Annotated in this window: 12 protein-coding genes; 10 read left to right on the top strand and 2 right to left on the bottom strand. The window is 42.8% G+C overall.

Translation table 11 applies throughout. The annotated features are described in order from the left end of the window. Positions 1-6: 6 nt before the first annotated feature. The 4 genes from ACZ48L_RS06275 to ACZ48L_RS06290 all read left to right on the top strand — a co-directional run bounded on the left by ACZ48L_RS06275 (position 7) and on the right by ACZ48L_RS06290 (position 6,877). Positions 7-2,598 carry a beta-N-acetylglucosaminidase domain-containing protein gene (locus tag ACZ48L_RS06275; protein ID WP_025791296.1) on the top strand — a complete coding sequence of 864 codons (2,592 nt, stop codon included), beginning with the start codon at positions 7-9 and terminating at the stop codon, positions 2,596-2,598. A gap of 808 nt (positions 2,599-3,406) precedes the next feature. Further along, the gene (locus tag ACZ48L_RS06280; RefSeq protein ID WP_025791300.1) at positions 3,407-4,093 is read left to right on the top strand and encodes a fumarate reductase; all 687 of its coding nucleotides are present in this window, start codon (positions 3,407-3,409) and stop codon (positions 4,091-4,093) included. 37 nt (positions 4,094-4,130) lie between these two features. Beyond that, a complete protein-coding gene (locus ACZ48L_RS06285; protein WP_036870236.1) occupies positions 4,131-6,113 on the top strand; it encodes a fumarate reductase/succinate dehydrogenase flavoprotein subunit in 1,983 nt (660 codons plus the stop codon). 5 nt (positions 6,114-6,118) lie between these two features. Continuing rightward, positions 6,119-6,877 carry a succinate dehydrogenase/fumarate reductase iron-sulfur subunit gene (locus ACZ48L_RS06290; RefSeq protein WP_008823463.1) on the top strand — a complete coding sequence of 253 codons (759 nt, stop codon included), beginning with the start codon at positions 6,119-6,121 and terminating at the stop codon, positions 6,875-6,877. Positions 6,878-7,225: 348 nt separating this feature from the next. On the opposite strand, the gene ACZ48L_RS06295 is transcribed toward ACZ48L_RS06290, so the two are convergent. Continuing rightward, positions 7,226-9,805, bottom strand: a complete 2,580-nt coding sequence (locus ACZ48L_RS06295; protein ID WP_464721969.1) for a TonB-dependent receptor — start codon at positions 9,803-9,805, stop codon at positions 7,226-7,228. Between the two features lie 4 nt (positions 9,806-9,809). Next, entirely contained in the window at positions 9,810-10,673 is an 864-nt protein-coding gene (locus tag ACZ48L_RS06300) for a GLPGLI family protein (RefSeq protein ID WP_025791302.1), read from the bottom strand. Positions 10,674-10,907: 234 nt separating this feature from the next. On the opposite strand from ACZ48L_RS06300, the gene ACZ48L_RS06305 reads away from it, so the two are divergent. The 6 genes from ACZ48L_RS06305 to ACZ48L_RS06330 all read left to right on the top strand — a co-directional run bounded on the left by ACZ48L_RS06305 (position 10,908) and on the right by ACZ48L_RS06330 (position 17,626). After that, entirely contained in the window at positions 10,908-12,104 is a 1,197-nt protein-coding gene (locus ACZ48L_RS06305; protein WP_025791304.1) for a serine/threonine-protein kinase, read from the top strand. 159 nt (positions 12,105-12,263) lie between these two features. After that, positions 12,264-12,998 carry a M15 family metallopeptidase gene (locus ACZ48L_RS06310; RefSeq protein ID WP_025791306.1) on the top strand — a complete coding sequence of 245 codons (735 nt, stop codon included), beginning with the start codon at positions 12,264-12,266 and terminating at the stop codon, positions 12,996-12,998. Between the two features lie 102 nt (positions 12,999-13,100). Next, positions 13,101-14,441: a class I SAM-dependent methyltransferase gene (locus ACZ48L_RS06315; protein ID WP_008823469.1), complete on the top strand. Its 1,341-nt coding sequence runs from the start codon at positions 13,101-13,103 to the stop codon at positions 14,439-14,441. Positions 14,442-14,609: 168 nt separating this feature from the next. Then, complete coding sequence (locus ACZ48L_RS06320; protein WP_242401698.1) at positions 14,610-15,590, top strand: endonuclease I family protein; 981 nt, start codon at positions 14,610-14,612, stop codon at positions 15,588-15,590. 87 nt (positions 15,591-15,677) lie between these two features. Further along, on the top strand, positions 15,678-16,136 hold the full coding sequence (locus ACZ48L_RS06325; protein WP_242401699.1) for a hypothetical protein: 459 nt from the start codon (positions 15,678-15,680) through the stop codon (positions 16,134-16,136). A gap of 338 nt (positions 16,137-16,474) precedes the next feature. Continuing rightward, on the top strand, positions 16,475-17,626 hold the full coding sequence (locus tag ACZ48L_RS06330) for a hypothetical protein (RefSeq protein WP_025791308.1): 1,152 nt from the start codon (positions 16,475-16,477) through the stop codon (positions 17,624-17,626). Positions 17,627-17,637 lie beyond the last annotated feature (11 nt).

A 17,637-nucleotide genomic window follows, 5' to 3' on the forward strand; every position in this document is an offset into this window, starting at 1 on the left:
CTAAGAATGAATCCAAGAAGCCTTTTTATGCTTATAGCGGTAAGCTTTAGCATGCTAACCACCGTCCAAGCACAGAATGAGAACTTCGATTTGGCTGGTCAACGGTCGGAAGTTCAGCTCGTAAACCCTGTTCCTGGGGAGAAAAGAGCCCATCAGGAGTTTGTTATTAACCCTACACCGCGTTATATGAGACTGACAGGTGAGGGGAGTGTAGATATAGGCAACGGCATCAAAGCTATTGTCCCGAAGGCTGATAGCTTGCATAATTATCTGGAAGACATGTACTTCCTGCCGATTCTCTGTAAGTGTTCAGATCTCTATTCGAAAGGTTTCCCGCTTGAAGCTACGTATGGAGAAGTACCCACAGAGCATGGTGTACAGAATGTTTCTGGTGCGTATAGTCTGAAGATCTCAAAGAGTGGCATTCAGATCATTGGTTATGATGATGCCGGAATCTTCTATGCTATCCAGACGTTAAGGCTGATTATGGATAATCCTGCTGCCAAAGATGGTAAGAGTCTGCCTTGTTTGGAAGTCGTGGATAGCCCCACATTCCCTTATCGTGGTGTTGTTGAAGGTTTCTATGGTACCCCATGGCCACACAAAGTTCGATTGTCTTTGATTGATTTCTATGGTAAGTACAAGCTTAATACCTATATATATGGTCCGAAAGACGACCCTTATCATAGTTCTCCCAACTGGCGATTACCTTATCCAGATGCTGAGAGAAAGAACATAAAGGAGTTAGTTGAAGCTTGCAGAAAGAACCGTGTAGATTTTGTTTGGGCTATTCATCCGGGTAAAGATATCAAGTGGAACGAAGAGGATTACCAGAATCTCGTACATAAATTTGAGCTTATGTATGCAGATGGAGTACGTTCGTTCGCTATATTCTTTGATGATATAGAAGGTGAAGGGACTAACCCTGAAAAGCAAGTTGAACTGTTGAACAGACTGACAGAGGAGTTTGTGAAACCTAAAGGTGATGTCTCTCCGCTTATTGTTTGTCCTACTGATTATTCAAAACTGTGGGCTAAAGCTGGTGAAGACGGACCTTTGAGTATCTATGGAAGGAAGCTCGACCCGTCTATTCGTGTCTTTTGGACAGGTGATGTCGTATGTAGTGACGTGACTAGAGCGACACTTGATTGGGTAAACAGCCGTATTAAACGTCCCGCTTTCTTCTGGTGGAACTATCCTGTGACCGACTATGTACGCAATCTTATGCTGCAAGGTCCGGTCTATGGCTTGGATACTTCGCTTACAAGTAAGGACATGTGTGGTTTCGTAAGTAACCCTATGGAGCATGGAGAAGCGTCAAAACTTGCACTTTACAGTGTAGCTGATTATTCCTGGAATGCTTCAGATTATAATCCTATTGACAGTTGGGAGCGTGGCTTAGAGGTTATGATGCCATGTATAAAGAGTGCCTATCGCACGTTTGCCATCCACTCTTCAGATACAGAAACGGGTTATCGCCGTGACGAATCATGGGAAACGGAGACCTTCCGTTTGGCAGATTACACACAGGAGAAGCGTGATAAGCTCTATAATGAGTTTGATAGTGTGGCTTTAGCACCAGCCGAAATAGAAGCTGGATGTACCGATTCACTGCTATTAGTAGAGCTACGTCCATGGTTAAAGGAGTTTGGTAAGCTTGGCGTACGTGGTCAGAATGCCATTGATCTCATGGATCTTTATCGTGCAGGTGGTGATAAACGGTTCTGGAATGCTTATGTAAAAAACTGTATGACGGCTGAAGACAGGAAGGAGTATGAAGCCCATAAGTCTGGAACTATGAAGCTACAACCTTTCTATGAGCAAGCTATGGCAGACCTTGCCGATGCTTTTTATGAACGATTGACGGGTGAGAAGGCTTTCAGATTGCAGGCTATTGGTACCTATCCGAATGTAAGAACGACACAAACCAACATGATGTTGGATGGTGATACTGCTACTTTCTATACTTCAGGGGTAAGTCAGAAGGTTGGAGATTGGGTCGGTGTGGCTCTTCCAGAGCTGACAATATTGCGTAAAGTACATATTCTTCAAGGGCGAAACTCAAAGGATGACACTGATTTCTTCGACCATGCAGCGTTAGAATACTCTGTTGATGGCAAGACATGGCAGCCACTTTTGGACGATTTGCGTAATCAGTATGACATACTATGGCGTGGAGACCCTGTTCAGGCACGTTACATCCGCCTGCGAAGACTTGATTCTGAACGCACGAACTGGGCATCTATCCGAGAGTTTTCAGTCTTCCCTGCGACTAAGAAGTCAGTCAATTATGCGAAAAACAGCAGTAATCCTGTTAATCTGGAAAAAGCTTTTGACCACCAGTTGACAACGTTCTTCCATAGTCCAGGTGCTTTCTCGTTCGATGTTCCAAAGAAAACTATATCCTGTACCTTGCTCTTGTCCGTACCAGAAGGAGGCAGTGTGGTCCTGCGTCAATATGATAAGCATAACAATGTAAGGTCAGAAACAACTACTACTGATTCTTTCATTAATCTTAATATAGTGAAAGGAGTAACTCATATTGGTGTGGTTGGTACGGCTGATGTTAATGAAATTATTCTGAAGGAGAAGCATTAAACGGTCCTATCTCATAGCAGATAAATTCTATTGGGATATGAATTCGAAACAAGGTAACGTACTCCTTTTGTAAGATAAATTCCTTGTTGGATTTTAAAAGGGCATCTTTTGCATTGTAAAAGGTGCCCTTTTGCGTTGCAAAAGATGCCCTTTTGATGTGTAAAAGACGCCCTTTTACATCGTAAAACATGCCCTTTTACAAACCCATTTGTAACTATTTGATTCTGTGTATGTTATAGAAGCGAAAAAAGACCCATTCCTTTCGTTTCATTCATCATTGTGTCTTTTTCTTTGTAAGATTGTTTTACTGTCGGTTATCTCCGTACTTTTATTTTTCTCTTTCTTTCTTTTTACATTATGAGACTTTGTGTAATCTTCAAAAGATCATCTTTTATGAAGAACTTTTTTATAGTATTTGAATTCAGTTTTCATACCTATTTATATAGTATAATAGTATAAGATAGAGCCAGATGTGTGTATCTTATCCCATGTGCTTTACCATAGATTCTGACCCAATAAGAATGTCAAAAAACGAGATATATTCCCTCTTTAATTGCATCCTCATTTATTAGGATAAGAAAAGCATCCTTATTTTAAGTCTAAATAACTGGACATTTTATTTAATTTACTTTGGCAAATCATTAAAATATAGTACATTTGCACCACATTCACCATGTAGAAATACCAACTTCTGGGTATTAACCTGAACGGAAACGAGGTACTCTATAAGCAAATTGTTGCTTTTAGTGAGTGTGAACTACGTAGAATTATAATTCTAACAGTTTAAATATTTAAAATCAAAACATTTATGTGGTTAATCAATTCATCTATTGGTAGAAAGGTGATTATGTCTGTTACAGGCATGGCTCTGATTCTATTCATGACGTTCCACTGCTGTATGAACCTTGTTGCGCTCTTCTCTGGAAAGGCTTACAACATGATTTGTGAGCTGTTAGGTGCCAACTGGTATGCTGTTTTGGCTACTGTAGGTCTTGGTGCTTTGGCAGTTTGTCACATTGTTTATGCATTCATTCTTACTGCACAGAACCGTCGCGCACGTGGAAATGAGCGCTATGCGGTTACAGAAAAGCCTGCAAGTGTAGAGTGGGCAAGCCAGAACATGCTGGTACTTGGTATCATCGTTCTGCTTGGTCTTGGTCTTCACTTCTTTAATTTCTGGTACAACATGATGTTTGCAGAGCTTACTGGCATCGCAGTGCCTCATCATCCAGCTGATGGTTTTGCTTACATTCAGGACACATTTGCTAATCCTGTATACGTAGTTCTCTACATTATCTGGATCTGTGCATTGTGGTTCCATCTCTCTCATGGGTTCTGGAGTGCTATGCAGACAGTAGGTATTAACGGTAAGGTGTGGTTCAACCGTTGGAAAACCATCGGTCTTGTTTACGTTACGCTGTTGATGCTTGGCTTCTTCGTAGTCGTTATTGCATTCGCATTCGGTTGTGCACCAAGCCTTCATTGTGCTGCATAAGTAAGTATCTTAATTGAAAATTTAATTCAAAACAATCATGACTAAGACATTAGATTCCAGAATACCAGAAGGACCAGTAGCTGAGAAATGGACCAATTATAAGGCTCATCAGCGCTTGGTTAACCCAAAGAATAAACTGAAATTAGACGTTATCGTTGTCGGAACAGGTCTGGCTGGTGCCAGTGCTGCAGCATCTCTTGGTGAGATGGGCTTCAACGTTTTGAACTTCTGTATCCAAGATTCACCACGTCGTGCACACTCTATTGCTGCACAGGGTGGTATCAATGCTGCCAAGAACTATCAGAATGACGGTGACTCTGTTTACCGTTTGTTCTATGATACAGTGAAGGGTGGCGACTATCGTGCACGTGAAGCAAACGTTTATCGTTTGGCAGAAGTGTCTAACGACATCATCGATCAGTGTGTAGCACAGGGCGTTCCATTCGCTCGTGAGTATGGTGGTATGTTGGCAAACCGTTCCTTTGGTGGTGCACAGGTAAGCCGTACATTCTATGCTAAGGGACAAACTGGTCAGCAGTTGCTGCTTGGTGCTTACTCATCATTGAGTGCTCAGATCCAAACTGGTAAGGTTAAGCTCTATACTCGTTATGAGATGGAGGATGTAGTTATCGTTGATGGCCATGCACGTGGTATCATTGCAAAGAACCTTGTGACTGGTAAATTGGAGCGTTTCACTGCAAATGCTGTTGTAATCGCTACTGGTGGATATGGCAATACTTACTTCCTTTCAACTAATGCAATGGGCTGTAACTGTACAGCTGCTGTTCAGTGCTATCGTAAGGGAGCATATATGGCAAACCCATCATACGTTCAGATTCACCCAACTTGTATCCCTGTACATGGTGACAAGCAGTCAAAGCTGACGCTTATGTCAGAGTCTTTGCGTAATGATGGCCGTATCTGGGTTCCAAAGAAGCTCGAAGATGCTAAAGCTTTACAAGCTGGAACAAAGAAAGGATCAGACATTCCAGAGGAAGATCGCGACTATTACTTGGAGCGTCGTTACCCTGCGTTCGGTAATCTTGTGCCTCGTGACGTTGCTTCACGTGCTGCTAAGGAGCGTTGTGATAAGGGATTCGGTGTTAATAACACTGGTTTGGCTGTGTTCTTGGACTTCTCTGAGTCTATCAACCGCCTCGGTCTTGACACTATTCTTCAGCGTTATGGTAACCTCTTTGATATGTATGAGGAGATCACTGACGTCAATCCAGGCGAAGTTGCTAATGAGATTAATGGCGTGAAGTACTACAATCCAATGATGATCTTCCCTGCTATCCACTACACAATGGGTGGTATCTGGGTTGACTATGAGTTGATGACAACTATTCCAGGTCTGTTCTCAATCGGTGAATGTAACTTCTCAGATCACGGAGCCAACCGTTTAGGTGCCTCAGCATTGATGCAGGGCTTGGCAGATGGTTACTTTGTACTGCCTTATACGATTCAGAATTATCTCGCAGACCAGGCTCTTTGGGGCAAAGTTCCTACTGATCGTCCTGAATTTGATGAGGCTGAAAAGGCTGTTAATGCAGAGATTGATCGCTTGATGGGTATCCATGGTAAGCGTTCTGTTGACTCTATCCACAAGGAACTCGGCCATATTATGTGGGAATACGTAGGTATGGGTCGTACTAAGGAAGGCCTTGAGGAAGGTTTGAAGCAGTTGAAGGCTCTTCGTGAGGAGTTCAATACCAACCTCTTTATCCCTGGTAAGAAGGAAGGATTGAACATTGAGCTTGATAAAGCCATCCATCTTCGTGACTTCATCCTTATGGGTGAGCTTGTAGCTTACGATGCTCTGCACCGTGAAGAGAGCTGTGGTGGTCACTTCCGTGAGGAGCATCAGACTGAAGAAGGTGAGGCTAAGCGTGACGATGAGCACTTCTTCTATGTTGGCTGCTGGGAGTATCAGGGTGATGATAACAAGACTCCAGAGCTTATCAAGGAGCCTCTTGAGTATGAGGCAATCAAGGTACAAACACGTAACTATAAGAATTAATAAAGATGGCAAGAAATATATCATTCACAATTAAGTATTGGAAGCAGAACGGTCCACAGGATCAGGGCCACTTCGATACACATGAGATGAAGAACATCCCAGACGATACCTCATTCCTTGAGATGCTTGATATCCTCAATGAGGAACTCATTGAGGCTGGTGATGAGCCTTTCGTCTTCGATCATGACTGCCGCGAAGGTATCTGCGGTATGTGCTCACTCTATATCAATGGTACTCCACATGGTAAGACTGAGCGTGGTGCAACGACCTGTCAGCTTTACATGCGTCGTTTCAATGATGGTGATGTCATCACTGTTGAGCCATGGCGTTCAGCTGGTTTCCCTGTTATCAAGGATTGTATGGTAGATCGTACAGCTTTCGATAAGATTATTCAGGCTGGTGGTTATACTACCATTCGTACTGGTCAGGCACAGGATGCAAATGCTATTCTTATCCCTAAGGATAATGCTGATGAGGCTATGGACTGTGCAACATGTATCGGTTGTGGTGCTTGTGTAGCAGCTTGTAAGAATGGTTCAGCTATGCTTTTCGTTTCATCTAAGGTGAGTCAGCTGGCTCTTCTGCCACAAGGTAGACCTGAAGCAGCCAAGCGTGCTAAGGCAATGGTTGCAAAGATGGATGAAGTTGGCTTTGGTAACTGTACCAATACACGTGCTTGTGAGGCTGTATGTCCTAAGAATGAGAAGATCGCAAACATTGCTCGTTTGAACCGCGAGTTCATCAAAGCTAAGTTTGCTGACTAAGGTTTATGGTGTTGACAGTGGTCGTTGAGACTTCAGTCATGAACATGATATAATTTGAAAGTCCCGTGACTCCAAAGCGAGTCACGGGACTTTTTGTAATAATAAATCATCACTTGCAAAACAATAGGTGCTCTTTTGCATTCTAAAAGGTGCCCTTTTGCATGGTAAAAGATGCCCTTTTGCTGTGTAAAAGGGCACCTTTTGAAGCGTAAAAGACGCCCTTTTACTTTGCTGTTTATAACAGGTTGATTCCTTGTTAGTTACAAACTCACCTGAAAAGCATTTTCTATTGATTTTTGAATGATTATGGTTTGTCTTTTTGTAAAGATATTTTTAAAGATTAGAAAACTATAATCTCATTTGCAGGTGAATCATGATTTCTCTGTTGCGCAGGGGTAGGGTAGATGTGAAGGTGTTTATCCCTGTGTATTGCGTTGTGATATAAGATGTAGAGTTTAGCAGGTTTGTGACTGTTAATCCAGCCTCCCACACCTTGTTAATCTTGTAGTTTAGGTTTGCATCCAGCAGTCCACATGTGTGGTAATGACCGTCTGTAACCTCGTTTGTGAGGTTATAGAACTTAATCTTTAGCTCTGTATTCTTAGTCGGGAAGAGATAAAGAGCGGCATTGGTGATGTATGATGAAAGAACATCCGACCGGTGGATACTACTCCGTTCCCAGTAGTAGTTCGCTGTAATGGCAGCAGATAAGCGCAACCATGATAGCTTCTGGAAGCTTGTACTAAGCCCAGCCGTGGCATGATGGGAGTGATTTTGAGCCATTTCTCCAGACTGTGCGATAAGGAAATCGGTCTTTTCATACGCCATATCTGCCTTTATCGATAATCCTATAGAGGTGAAAGTCTTGTCAATCATGGCATTCGTGCGTATGTTATGTCTATGGTTATTGCCTTTTATCCAATGCATTGTCGTCAATGAGTCATTATAGTCGAAGTTACTGAAAGCCTCTGCTTTGGTGTCCGAATAAGCTACGGAAAGATTGCCAAAGAGCATTGTTACAAGGTTGCGGTAGCGAAGGTGAAGTGCGGAATATAGTCGTGTAGACTTGTAGATATCATTCCCTGTCACCTGTATGGTTCTGTATCCTGTCCTCAGCGGGGACAAAGCATAGAAGCCGAGTGCGTTATCTCCTGTAGATAAGGATGCAGAAAGAGTTATATTTAACTTGTCGTTCACAGTCTGTCGGATGTTCAGGTTCGGTTCAAATGCCATGAAGCTGCGTGTTGCCAGCTTGCCATCGTTCTTAGCAAGACTAACTCTTGTCCATTCCATCGGCAGTTCTGCGCTTATATAACTTCTCCTTCCGTACGTCCATGTGTAGCCTGGTGTGGCTTTCATCTTGAATGTTCGGTGATGAATATCACTGCTATAGTTGTAAGTATTGTCCTTGTAATAAGCCTGTAATGACAGGTCTAAGTCATTTCCCAGTACGGGGATGGAGGTTGTAATGACGTTACGTGTCATCGCAGAGCGTGTGATGAACCGTTCGAAAGTATTGTATAAAGCCCGTGTATCAGATGCTGTTTCCAGCTCTTCTTTGCAGTCTGAATATCTGATAAGTGAACGAATCTGCAACAGACTTTGTCCTATTCGGAAGAAAGATGAAAGATAGTTTTTCACATATGACGGTCGAATGCGGTTTTGTTCCGTAATGTTTGTTCCGTTTGTTGTCATCTGACTGAAAGCCGACTGCCGTCCAAGTGAATAGCTTAGCTCGTCGGAGAGGAATCTCTTTTGACTGTTTTCTTCATATTTCAGTGTAGGAATAAGTCTGAGTGTGTGTTGTTTCAACCATTCGGAGGTCTCTAAAGTCAATGGCGTCAGCCCCCCATAGTAGCTGCTTGTTGCGTGATTGTATTCTGCATGGTCCTCATATAGAAGTACATTGCTGCGTAATGTTGCGTCCTTCGATAGTGAAATGATCGTGTTTAGTCCCGTACTGATCGACTTGTTATGCAGGTATCGTTCCTGAGGAAGCTCCTCTTGCGCTATGTCTCCTGACAAAACACCTTGTGGAAGAGGCTCAAAGGCATCCAGTTCATAGACGTTGAGCCGCTCGTTAGTCTCGCTTGAGAGGTCTTTTCCCGTGTTGTTCATTTTGGCAGAGACGAGCATTTGCGAGTTTTTCATGATCTGTGTGAGGAACAACTGGTTGTCCCATACCTTCATTCTCGTGTCTATTCCGCCTTTTATCTCACCAAAGGGACGTGCCCAGTGACCCTTGTCGAGCTTGATGTTCAGTGCTGCCGACTCCGAGGGTTTGCGTTCTTGCAATAGTTTTATGGGCTGATGATCCTCCATAACCTCTACATCCCGTACCGCATTTACGGGCATGTTGCGTGTAGCTTGGGTGTAGTTGTCGCCCATCAAGTCCTGCCCTTCAATATAAAAACGGTTGATAGCACGCCCTTGATAAGACACACTTCCGTTCTCAGCAACCTTTATTCCCGGTAGTTTCTTCAGCACATCTTCCAGGTGCCTGTCACCCTTTTGCAGAAAGGAGCCGACGTTATACACCAGTGTGTCACCTTGTTTCCTTATCGGCGGGAGCTTTACGATGACCTCTTTTAGCTGCACTTGTTTGGGTGCAAGAAGCACTATGATGGGCTGATTGGCTTGCCCTTGTATGTTGTTGACACTTATTTTACGTTTGCCGTAACCTATCAATGAGAAAGTCAAGATGTCCTCTTGCTGCGCAGAAAGACTGATATGCCCCTCTCTGTCAGCAACCTTGAAGCTCTGCAACTTACCCGTTGCGTTCATGACACGGCACATAGCGTCAGCCAACGGTTGGTAGGTAGCAGAGTCTCTGACCTCTATCGTCAGCTTCTTCATGGCTATCTCGTTCTGTGAAAGGACAGAGATACACATGAAAGAAAGAAAAAACAAGAATAGAATCTTCCGCAAGTTGTTATTCCAGTTCTATAGGATTATACGGCTTAGCGTTCACAGTTGCAGAGACATCTCCTGATACTGTAACTGTCCCATCACCTGTTAAGGCTTTCAATGGGTCATTACATGTGTTCTTATACATCTGTCGAATGGCTTTTCTGGAACTCTTAATCACCTCGTTATTGTCATATATATAAATAGGTGCATAGCCCTTTACCTTCTGCAATCCAGTCAGAGTAAAGACGAAATTGTCCTGTGTGTCCTGCACTTTAAAGATGAGTCCTGGTAGTCCATTGAACTTATATGGACCGTAAGGAAGCTCCATTTCGGGTGCGTACCATGCTATATAATCACGTCCAAAGAGATGTGTCTTGGCCTTCTGACAGGTATATCCAGCAATGATACTGTCTCCTTCCATCAGTTCCCACTTAAGTTCTGGTATCGGTTCTTCGTACTGATACCTCTGAATTCCACCTGCCTTGCGTTGTATTATTTCGGTCCTTTGCTTTCTGTTTTGTAGGATAAGTTCCTTCAGTCCCATGCTTTTTAATGCAGTAATCAGCTTTGGTCCAGAGGCAGTAGGAGTTGTTTCTCCCCTTGCAATAGATGCAGAAATGGAGTCAAAAGCCAACAATCCGTAGTCCGTAAACAGGTTATATTGGTTGCCAACCCTTAGGATTGTGGTTGCAGTTCGCTTGACATTAGGGTACTTTGCATCTTTAGCATACTTGAATTCATAGGTAATCTGATACTGAGCAGCTTCATATTGAACAGTTTTTGTAGTATCCCATTTACCTTTAAGTTGGGAAAAATCAATTGTTTGTGCTTGTGAAAATATAGCACAAAGTGATAATAGTAATAATAAGATGGTACCCTTTCTCATAGTTGTTGTCTTTATTCTATAGGTTAGTTTCTACTTTGCAAAGATATGGAAAACTATCAGTAATGCAAAAAAAATATAACTTTTATGTCAATTAGTATTGTTATTTCGTTCTGTATCTTTTCCTTTTTGTTCGTGAATCGGCATATTAAACAACACATTTCCTGCCTTTTCTCGATTTTTTTTACTAAATTTGCTGCCTGACATAAGAAGTTTATTAAAACCTACTAAGTACTAATGAGCGAAAAGATCATTCCATCTAACGAGCCTGCACAGGCAGCAAGCGAACCTATAAAGGCAAGTTATACAGAATATACAGTCATTCCTTCACAAGGATATTGTCAGTTTGTTAAATGCAAAAAGGGCGACCAACCCGTTGTTCTGAAGGGCTTAAAAGAAGCCTATCGGGAGCGTGTGTTGTTGCGTAACGCACTGAAACGTGAGTTTAAACAGTGCCAACGACTGAATCATCCAGGCATTGTTCGTTATCAAGGACTGGTTGATGTTGAGGGGTATGGGCTCTGTATTGAAGAAGAATACGTGGATGGACGCACCTTACAGGCGTATCTGAAGGAGTCACATACGGACGACGAGAAGATAACCATTGTCAATCAGATTGCTGATGCACTGCGTTATGCACATCAGCAAGGCGTTGCACATCGCAATCTTAAGCCTTCAAACATCCTTATCACCAAGCAAGGAGACCACGTAAAGTTAATAGATTTCAATGTACTTTCATTGGATGACGTGAAGCCAACGGCTGATACTACTCGCTTTATGGCGCCCGAATTGAAGGATGAAACCATGACTGCAGATGGTACAGCGGACATTTATTCACTCGGAACCATTATGAAAGTGATGGGATTAACGCTGGCTTACAGTGAGGTTATCAAGCGTTGTTGTGCCTTCAAGCGCAGTGATCGTTATTCAGACATTGATGATTTCCTGGCTGACTTCAATCATGATGGGTCATCATTCTCTATGCCTAAGATCGGAAAGGGAACAGTTGTTATAGGTCTTATAGCAGTTGTCGTAATTGCTTTGGCTGCTTTGGCATATAATTATGGTGGTGCATTGGTTGATCAAGTAGGTAAGATTGACGTTACATCCATCTTTAAGTCAGATGCAGAAACAGCTCCAGAAGACACTGCAACGGTAAAGTCTGTGGAGCAAAACAACAATGAAACTGTTGCTGATGAGGCTCCTGCAACAGGTAAACTCGCCTTTATGAACACGATGAAGCCTGCTCTTTACAAGGACCTTGACCGCCTTTTTGCAAAGCATTCGGACGATAGAGCGAAGCTGAACAGGGCTATTAAGGTCTACTATCGTGGTCTTATTCAAGCCAATGACACGCTTGACAATGAGCAACGTGCCGAACTTGACCGTGTCTTTGGCAATTATGTGAAGCAGAAGAAAGCTGCGTTGAAATAATGATTGAACAGAGTTGAAATAGTATTTTACCTTGAGTAAACATACAGTTTGGCTCGTTTGTTTATGACATCTATATGAAACAGGGGCAGACTCTGTACTTTCTTTCAACCTTGATGGCATGTGAAGAAAGACAGAATCTGCCCTTGTCTGGTTAAAAATATGACGAAAAGAATCTTGTATATAATGCTTGTAGCTCAACTGTTTGTGGGAGTTTTACAAGCTCAAAAGCCTGTGCAGAACCGCCGACAGGCTGCTGGTCAGTCGATGGAACGGCAAGGGTTGGTAAATATAAAGCATGTAGGACCTTCCATAAAGGTGGCTTTGATGTATGCACGTACTGATAATTTCTGTCATCGTATGCTCTATCATGACCTGCGTGATGCCTATGTTCTGCCAGCATGTGCTGATGCTTTGCGCAAGGCACAGGCTGAGTTGAAACGCCGAAGACCCGACTTGAGCCTTTGTATCTTTGATGCTACACGCCCTATGAGTGTACAACAAACGATGTGGGATGCCGTCAAGAACACCCCACAATACTTCTATGTATCCAATCCTGCACATGGTGGAGGAATGCATAACTATGGTATGGCGGTTGATATCAGTATCTGTAAGGCCTCATGGAATGATGCTTCGTGGCGTGAAGGAGCTGCAAAATGCCATATAGACACGATACCTATGGGGGTGAAAGTTGATCACATGGGTATTGAAAGTCATATTGATAAGGAGCAGGAGTTGGTTTCTCGTGGTATGATATCTCGTGAAGCGCTGAACAATCGTAGGCTCTTGCGTGAAGTGATGAGGACTGCAGGCTTCATGCCCTTGCGTACTGAATGGTGGCATTTCAACCTTCGTACGAGGGAATGGGCAAAGAAAAACCTGAAAGTAGTAAGGTAAATGCTTCGTGTCTGACCCTCCATCTGAAAGGAGAAGGGAGTGAATAGGCTCATTCGTTATGGTTAGATGATAGTTGAAAGTGGTATAAGATAGAGTTGAAAGATGGTAAAAAAGCAAGGAGATAGTCTGCAGCAGGAAGAGTTCCCATTGCCGAAATACGTGCAAGAGACCCTGAGTAAGCATAATATTTCACTCTCCCCAACATTCGGAATGGGCAAGGTGGAAGGTGCGTTACTTGATACTTTAGCCTTTCAATCCCACCGTTATCCTGATGTTGACATGCCTTATTTGCTGAATCAGATAGCCGGATGGCAGACAGCAAAGGCTAAGTTACCAACGTGGGCTGCCAATGAAGACATCATCTATCCACCCCATCTGTCTATGGAACAATGCTCCAGTGAACAGACGGCAGACTATAAGTTGCAGCTTGCAGCTCGTTTGTTAACCACAGCAACGGGAGTTAACGCTGCTTCACATGCTCTATCCCAGATTGTACCAGGGAGTCTACTCGTTGATTTAACAGGTGGCTTTGGTGTTGACTCTTCCTTTATCTCACGTTGTTTCGAGCGTGCAGTCTATGTTGAACAACAGGAAAAACTCTGTGAAGTGGCTCAACATAACTTTCAGGTTTTGGGCTTGTCGCAGGTTGAGGTGGTGCATGCCGACAGCACGGAATACCTCCATTCACTTTCTCATGCTACACTGATATATCTTGATCCAGCCCGTCGGAATGAGCAAGGGGGCAAGACCGTGCTGATAAATGACTGTACACCAGATGTCATAACATTAGAGTCGGAACTCTTAGAGAAGGCAGATACCGTCATGATAAAGCTCTCACCCATGCTTGATTGGCACCGTGCAGTAGATGAACTCAACCGTATTGGAGATGTTGTTCGTGAGGTTCACATCGTCTCAGTGCGCAATGAGTGTAAGGAACTCCTCATCATTATCAAGCAAAAGAGTAACGACGGAGAAGCAGAACCTTTACGAATAGTATGTGTGAATGATGGTAATGCTATCTCTTATGCAGCTTTGGAAGCAAAGGATATGCAGCAGAAAGTAATTGCATCACCTCCTGTTGCGGGGCAATTTCTCTATGAACCGAATGCTTCTTTGATGAAATCAGGGTGCTTTGCATTGCTGACTGAGCGTTATGATGTCGCAGCTGTCGATGTAAACTCTCATCTTTTCGTCTCTGAAACACTTACGACAGACTTCCCCGGGCGCAGTTTTGAGATAACAGCTGTATCCTCTTTTAATAAGAAAGAAGTAAGAAGAACACTCTCAGGTATCACGAAAGCAAATATAGCAGTACGCAATTTCCCTATGAGTGTGGCTGATTTACGCAAACGATTGAAGCTAAAAGAGGGAGGAAATGTGTATCTTTTTGCAACGACAGATGCCTTAGGCAATCATCTTTTGTTGGTTTGCAGGAAGGTATAAAAAGCTCAATCGCAGACTTGCCCATGATATTCTTGTTAATTTTTAATATACTTTTGCAATAGTGAGCAGGTTTGTTTATCTTTGCAGATATTATGAAAAAGAAGCTTCTAATGACCTAAAAAAGAAAAGATATACGACAAATATTTACCCATAAAACCTATAAAACGAATGAAAAGTTATTTCAAAATGATCTTCGCAGTAGCGTTGATTGGTTTCTCAACATCAGCTAATGCCATTGACCGTCACAGTCTTGCACAGTATGCAGCATCGCTAAAAGGACTGAAAAAGGAACAGCTTAAGGCTGCTTTATATGATATTATGAAGCAGAAAACAGTGCTCGTTTATGGTGGAAAACCGAAAGGAACGTGGTATGGATTCTGGTATTCTGACCGTGATACGGCGACAAATGAGTGTTATAACCGCTACAGTGACAAGAAGTTCTACTTTGGAAATAAGAACGATGGAAAAGCTATTGCGGGTATGAACATTGAACATTCTTTCCCTAAAAGCTGGTGGGGTAGTGTTGAGAATGATGCCTGGCGTGACCTGTATAACCTCTATCCATCCGATTCTAAGGCCAATAGTGAAAAGAGTAACTATGTTATGGGCGTCGTAGTCAACGCGAAAAGTCAGTCAGGTGCAGGCTATGACAAAGTAGGAACAGGCTATGCTGATGGTCAGCTCGTCAAGATGTGGGAGCCAGGAGACCGCTTTAAAGGTGAGTTCTCACGTAGTTATATGTACATGGCAACCACTTATCAAGACCTGAGCTTCGGCTCTGAAGGAGCAAAACAGTTGCAAACAGGAGCCTATCCAACGCTCAAGAAGTGGGCATCCGATCTCTTCCGCCAATGGAGTAAGCGTGATCGTGTAGATAATCAGGAGATCAATCGTAACAATGCCATTGCTAAACTCCAGCACAATCGTAATCTTTTCATTGATTATCCCAACCTTGCAGAGTACGTATGGGGCGACAGTATGGACGTTGCCTTCGACCCAGATATGTCAATAACAACCGCTTCTGATGATAGTCGTTATATTGGTGTTATTGTTCCTGAAGACCCTATTACACCTGAAGACCCTAAGGTTACTCCACAGAACGTTACCTTTGTGAAGACTACAACAGCCCCTGTAACTGACAAACGATAACTCCTTGTTGCCAGTGTTGATGGTAAGTTCTTTGCAGGAAAGACGGTTCAAGGGACAAAGAAGTATGACTACTTACATTGCTCTCCAGTGACCGATAATACAGGGAAGATCACCGTTTCTGATGATAATCTGTACTTTACATTCGAGCAGGAAGCAGGTGGATATTACATCAAAGACGGTAAAGGACGTTATTTTTACCAAGATGGTGTGCATGCAAACTTCAATGTTGTCAAGTCAAAGGATAAGGCAACAGTATGGACAATAACTCCAAATGCTAACGGAACATTCTTGATTAAAAGCCCAGATGGTCATGTTGTGCAATATTCTAAGAAGTATAAATCCTATGGAGCATACAAGACTGCGAACGCAAACGATGTCTATCCAATGCTCTATATGGAGGATCCTACACTGGGAATTATGACAATAGAGACTGTAAAAGATGATGGTGGAGCTGTTTATAACCTACAAGGTGTTCGCATGCCAGACGGAGTTAAACTCCAACCGGGTATCTATGTACGCAGTGGAAAGAAGTTCTTTGTGAGATAATCAATAGCCATCAGTGGACTAATAGCTAATGAAGGCTTTATAATTCCTTGATAAAATAGGAATTATAAAGCCTTCTTTTTTATAGCTGTTGATGATGTTCCGCAAATGTGTTGAGGGTAAACACGTATGGAGTTGACGCCTAGCACGTGTGGAGTTGACGCTTAGCACAACGTGTGTTGGTGCTTAGCACCACATGTGCGGACGCCTAGCACAAACTCTTTTTACTGTCGATTGAACGGTTGATGGTCAATAAAGTACAGTCTAAATTTGTCCATATACCTTTTTTTTAGTACTTTTGCACGTTTAAGAATAGATACATAACGAATTAAAAATAGCAAATGTCATCAGTTCAGATAAAGAGAGTAGAGACCAAGAAAGACCTCAAGGCTTTCATAGAATTTCATTATGATCTCTACGAAGGTAATCCTTATGATGTGCCAAATCTCTACAGTGACGAATGGAATACGCTCTCGAAAGACAAGAATGCAGCCTTTGACTTTTGTGAAGCAGAGTACTTTCTTGCCTTGAAAGATGGTAAGGTGGTGGGTCGTGTGGCTGCCATTATCAATCATAGAGCCAACGAAAAGTGGCAAAAGAAAGACGTTCGTTTCGGTTGGATAGACTTCATTGACGATATAGAAGTGTCAAGTGCCTTGCTTACTGCTGTAAAACAGTACGGCAAAGAGAAAGGAATGGAAGATATTGTCGGCCCATTAGGCTTCACGGATATGGACCCAGAAGGTATGCTAACATGGGGTTTTGATAAACTCGGAACGATGGCTACCAGTTACAACTACGAGTATTATCCAAAGCATATGGAGCAACTCGGGGGATGGGAGAAAGACAATGACTATGTGGAGTATTATCTTGTGGTACCAGAGAAGATACCAGAGAAGTATACGAAGATAGCCGAAATGGTTGAGAGTCGATACAATCTTCATGCACGGAAGTTGACCAAAGAAGATATCTTTGACGAAGGATACGGAAAGAAACTCTTTGAAGTGGTGAATAAAACCTATTCCCATTTGTATGGATTCTCCGACTTGAGCGACCGTCAGATAGACCAGTATATCAAGATGTACTTCCCATTTGCCGACTTAGATCTTGTCACTGTCATTGAAGATGGTAATAAGAATAATGAGATTGTGGGCATCGCTATCACCATACCTTCACTGAGTCGGGCACTGCAGAAGTGCCGTCGTGGTAGGTTATTCCCGTTTGGTTGGTGGCATATCTTACGTGCAATAAAGTTCCATAAGACTGAGGCTGTAGACCTTCTGCTTATAGGTGTGTTGCCGGAATACCGCTCAAAGGGAGCAAATGCATTGATCTTTACGGATCTTATCCCACGTTATGTCAAGTATGGTTTCAAGTGGGGAGAGACACAAGTGGAGATGGAAACGAACGAAAGTGTACAGAGTCAGTGGGGTCCTTTAGACCCAATTAACCACAAGCGGAGACGCTGCTACAGAAAAAAGATTGATCTATAACGCTGGATGAT

The organism is Prevotella histicola, from assembly GCF_055385135.1.

What these genes read in the sequence shown, in the direction of transcription:
- ACZ48L_RS06300 (WP_025791302.1), bottom strand. Translation starts at nt 10,673, where the DNA reads ATGAGAAAGGGTACCATCTTATTATTACTATTATCACTTTGTGCTATA.
- ACZ48L_RS06310 (WP_025791306.1), top strand. Translation starts at nt 12,264, where the DNA reads ATGACGAAAAGAATCTTGTATATAATGCTTGTAGCTCAACTGTTTGTG.
- ACZ48L_RS06275 (WP_025791296.1), top strand. Translation starts at nt 7, where the DNA reads ATGAATCCAAGAAGCCTTTTTATGCTTATAGCGGTAAGCTTTAGCATG.
- ACZ48L_RS06285 (WP_036870236.1), top strand. Translation starts at nt 4,131, where the DNA reads ATGACTAAGACATTAGATTCCAGAATACCAGAAGGACCAGTAGCTGAG.
- ACZ48L_RS06320 (WP_242401698.1), top strand. Translation starts at nt 14,610, where the DNA reads ATGAAAAGTTATTTCAAAATGATCTTCGCAGTAGCGTTGATTGGTTTC.
- ACZ48L_RS06305 (WP_025791304.1), top strand. Translation starts at nt 10,908, where the DNA reads ATGAGCGAAAAGATCATTCCATCTAACGAGCCTGCACAGGCAGCAAGC.
- ACZ48L_RS06290 (WP_008823463.1), top strand. Translation starts at nt 6,119, where the DNA reads ATGGCAAGAAATATATCATTCACAATTAAGTATTGGAAGCAGAACGGT.
- ACZ48L_RS06280 (WP_025791300.1), top strand. Translation starts at nt 3,407, where the DNA reads ATGTGGTTAATCAATTCATCTATTGGTAGAAAGGTGATTATGTCTGTT.
- ACZ48L_RS06315 (WP_008823469.1), top strand. Translation starts at nt 13,101, where the DNA reads ATGGTAAAAAAGCAAGGAGATAGTCTGCAGCAGGAAGAGTTCCCATTG.
- ACZ48L_RS06330 (WP_025791308.1), top strand. Translation starts at nt 16,475, where the DNA reads ATGTCATCAGTTCAGATAAAGAGAGTAGAGACCAAGAAAGACCTCAAG.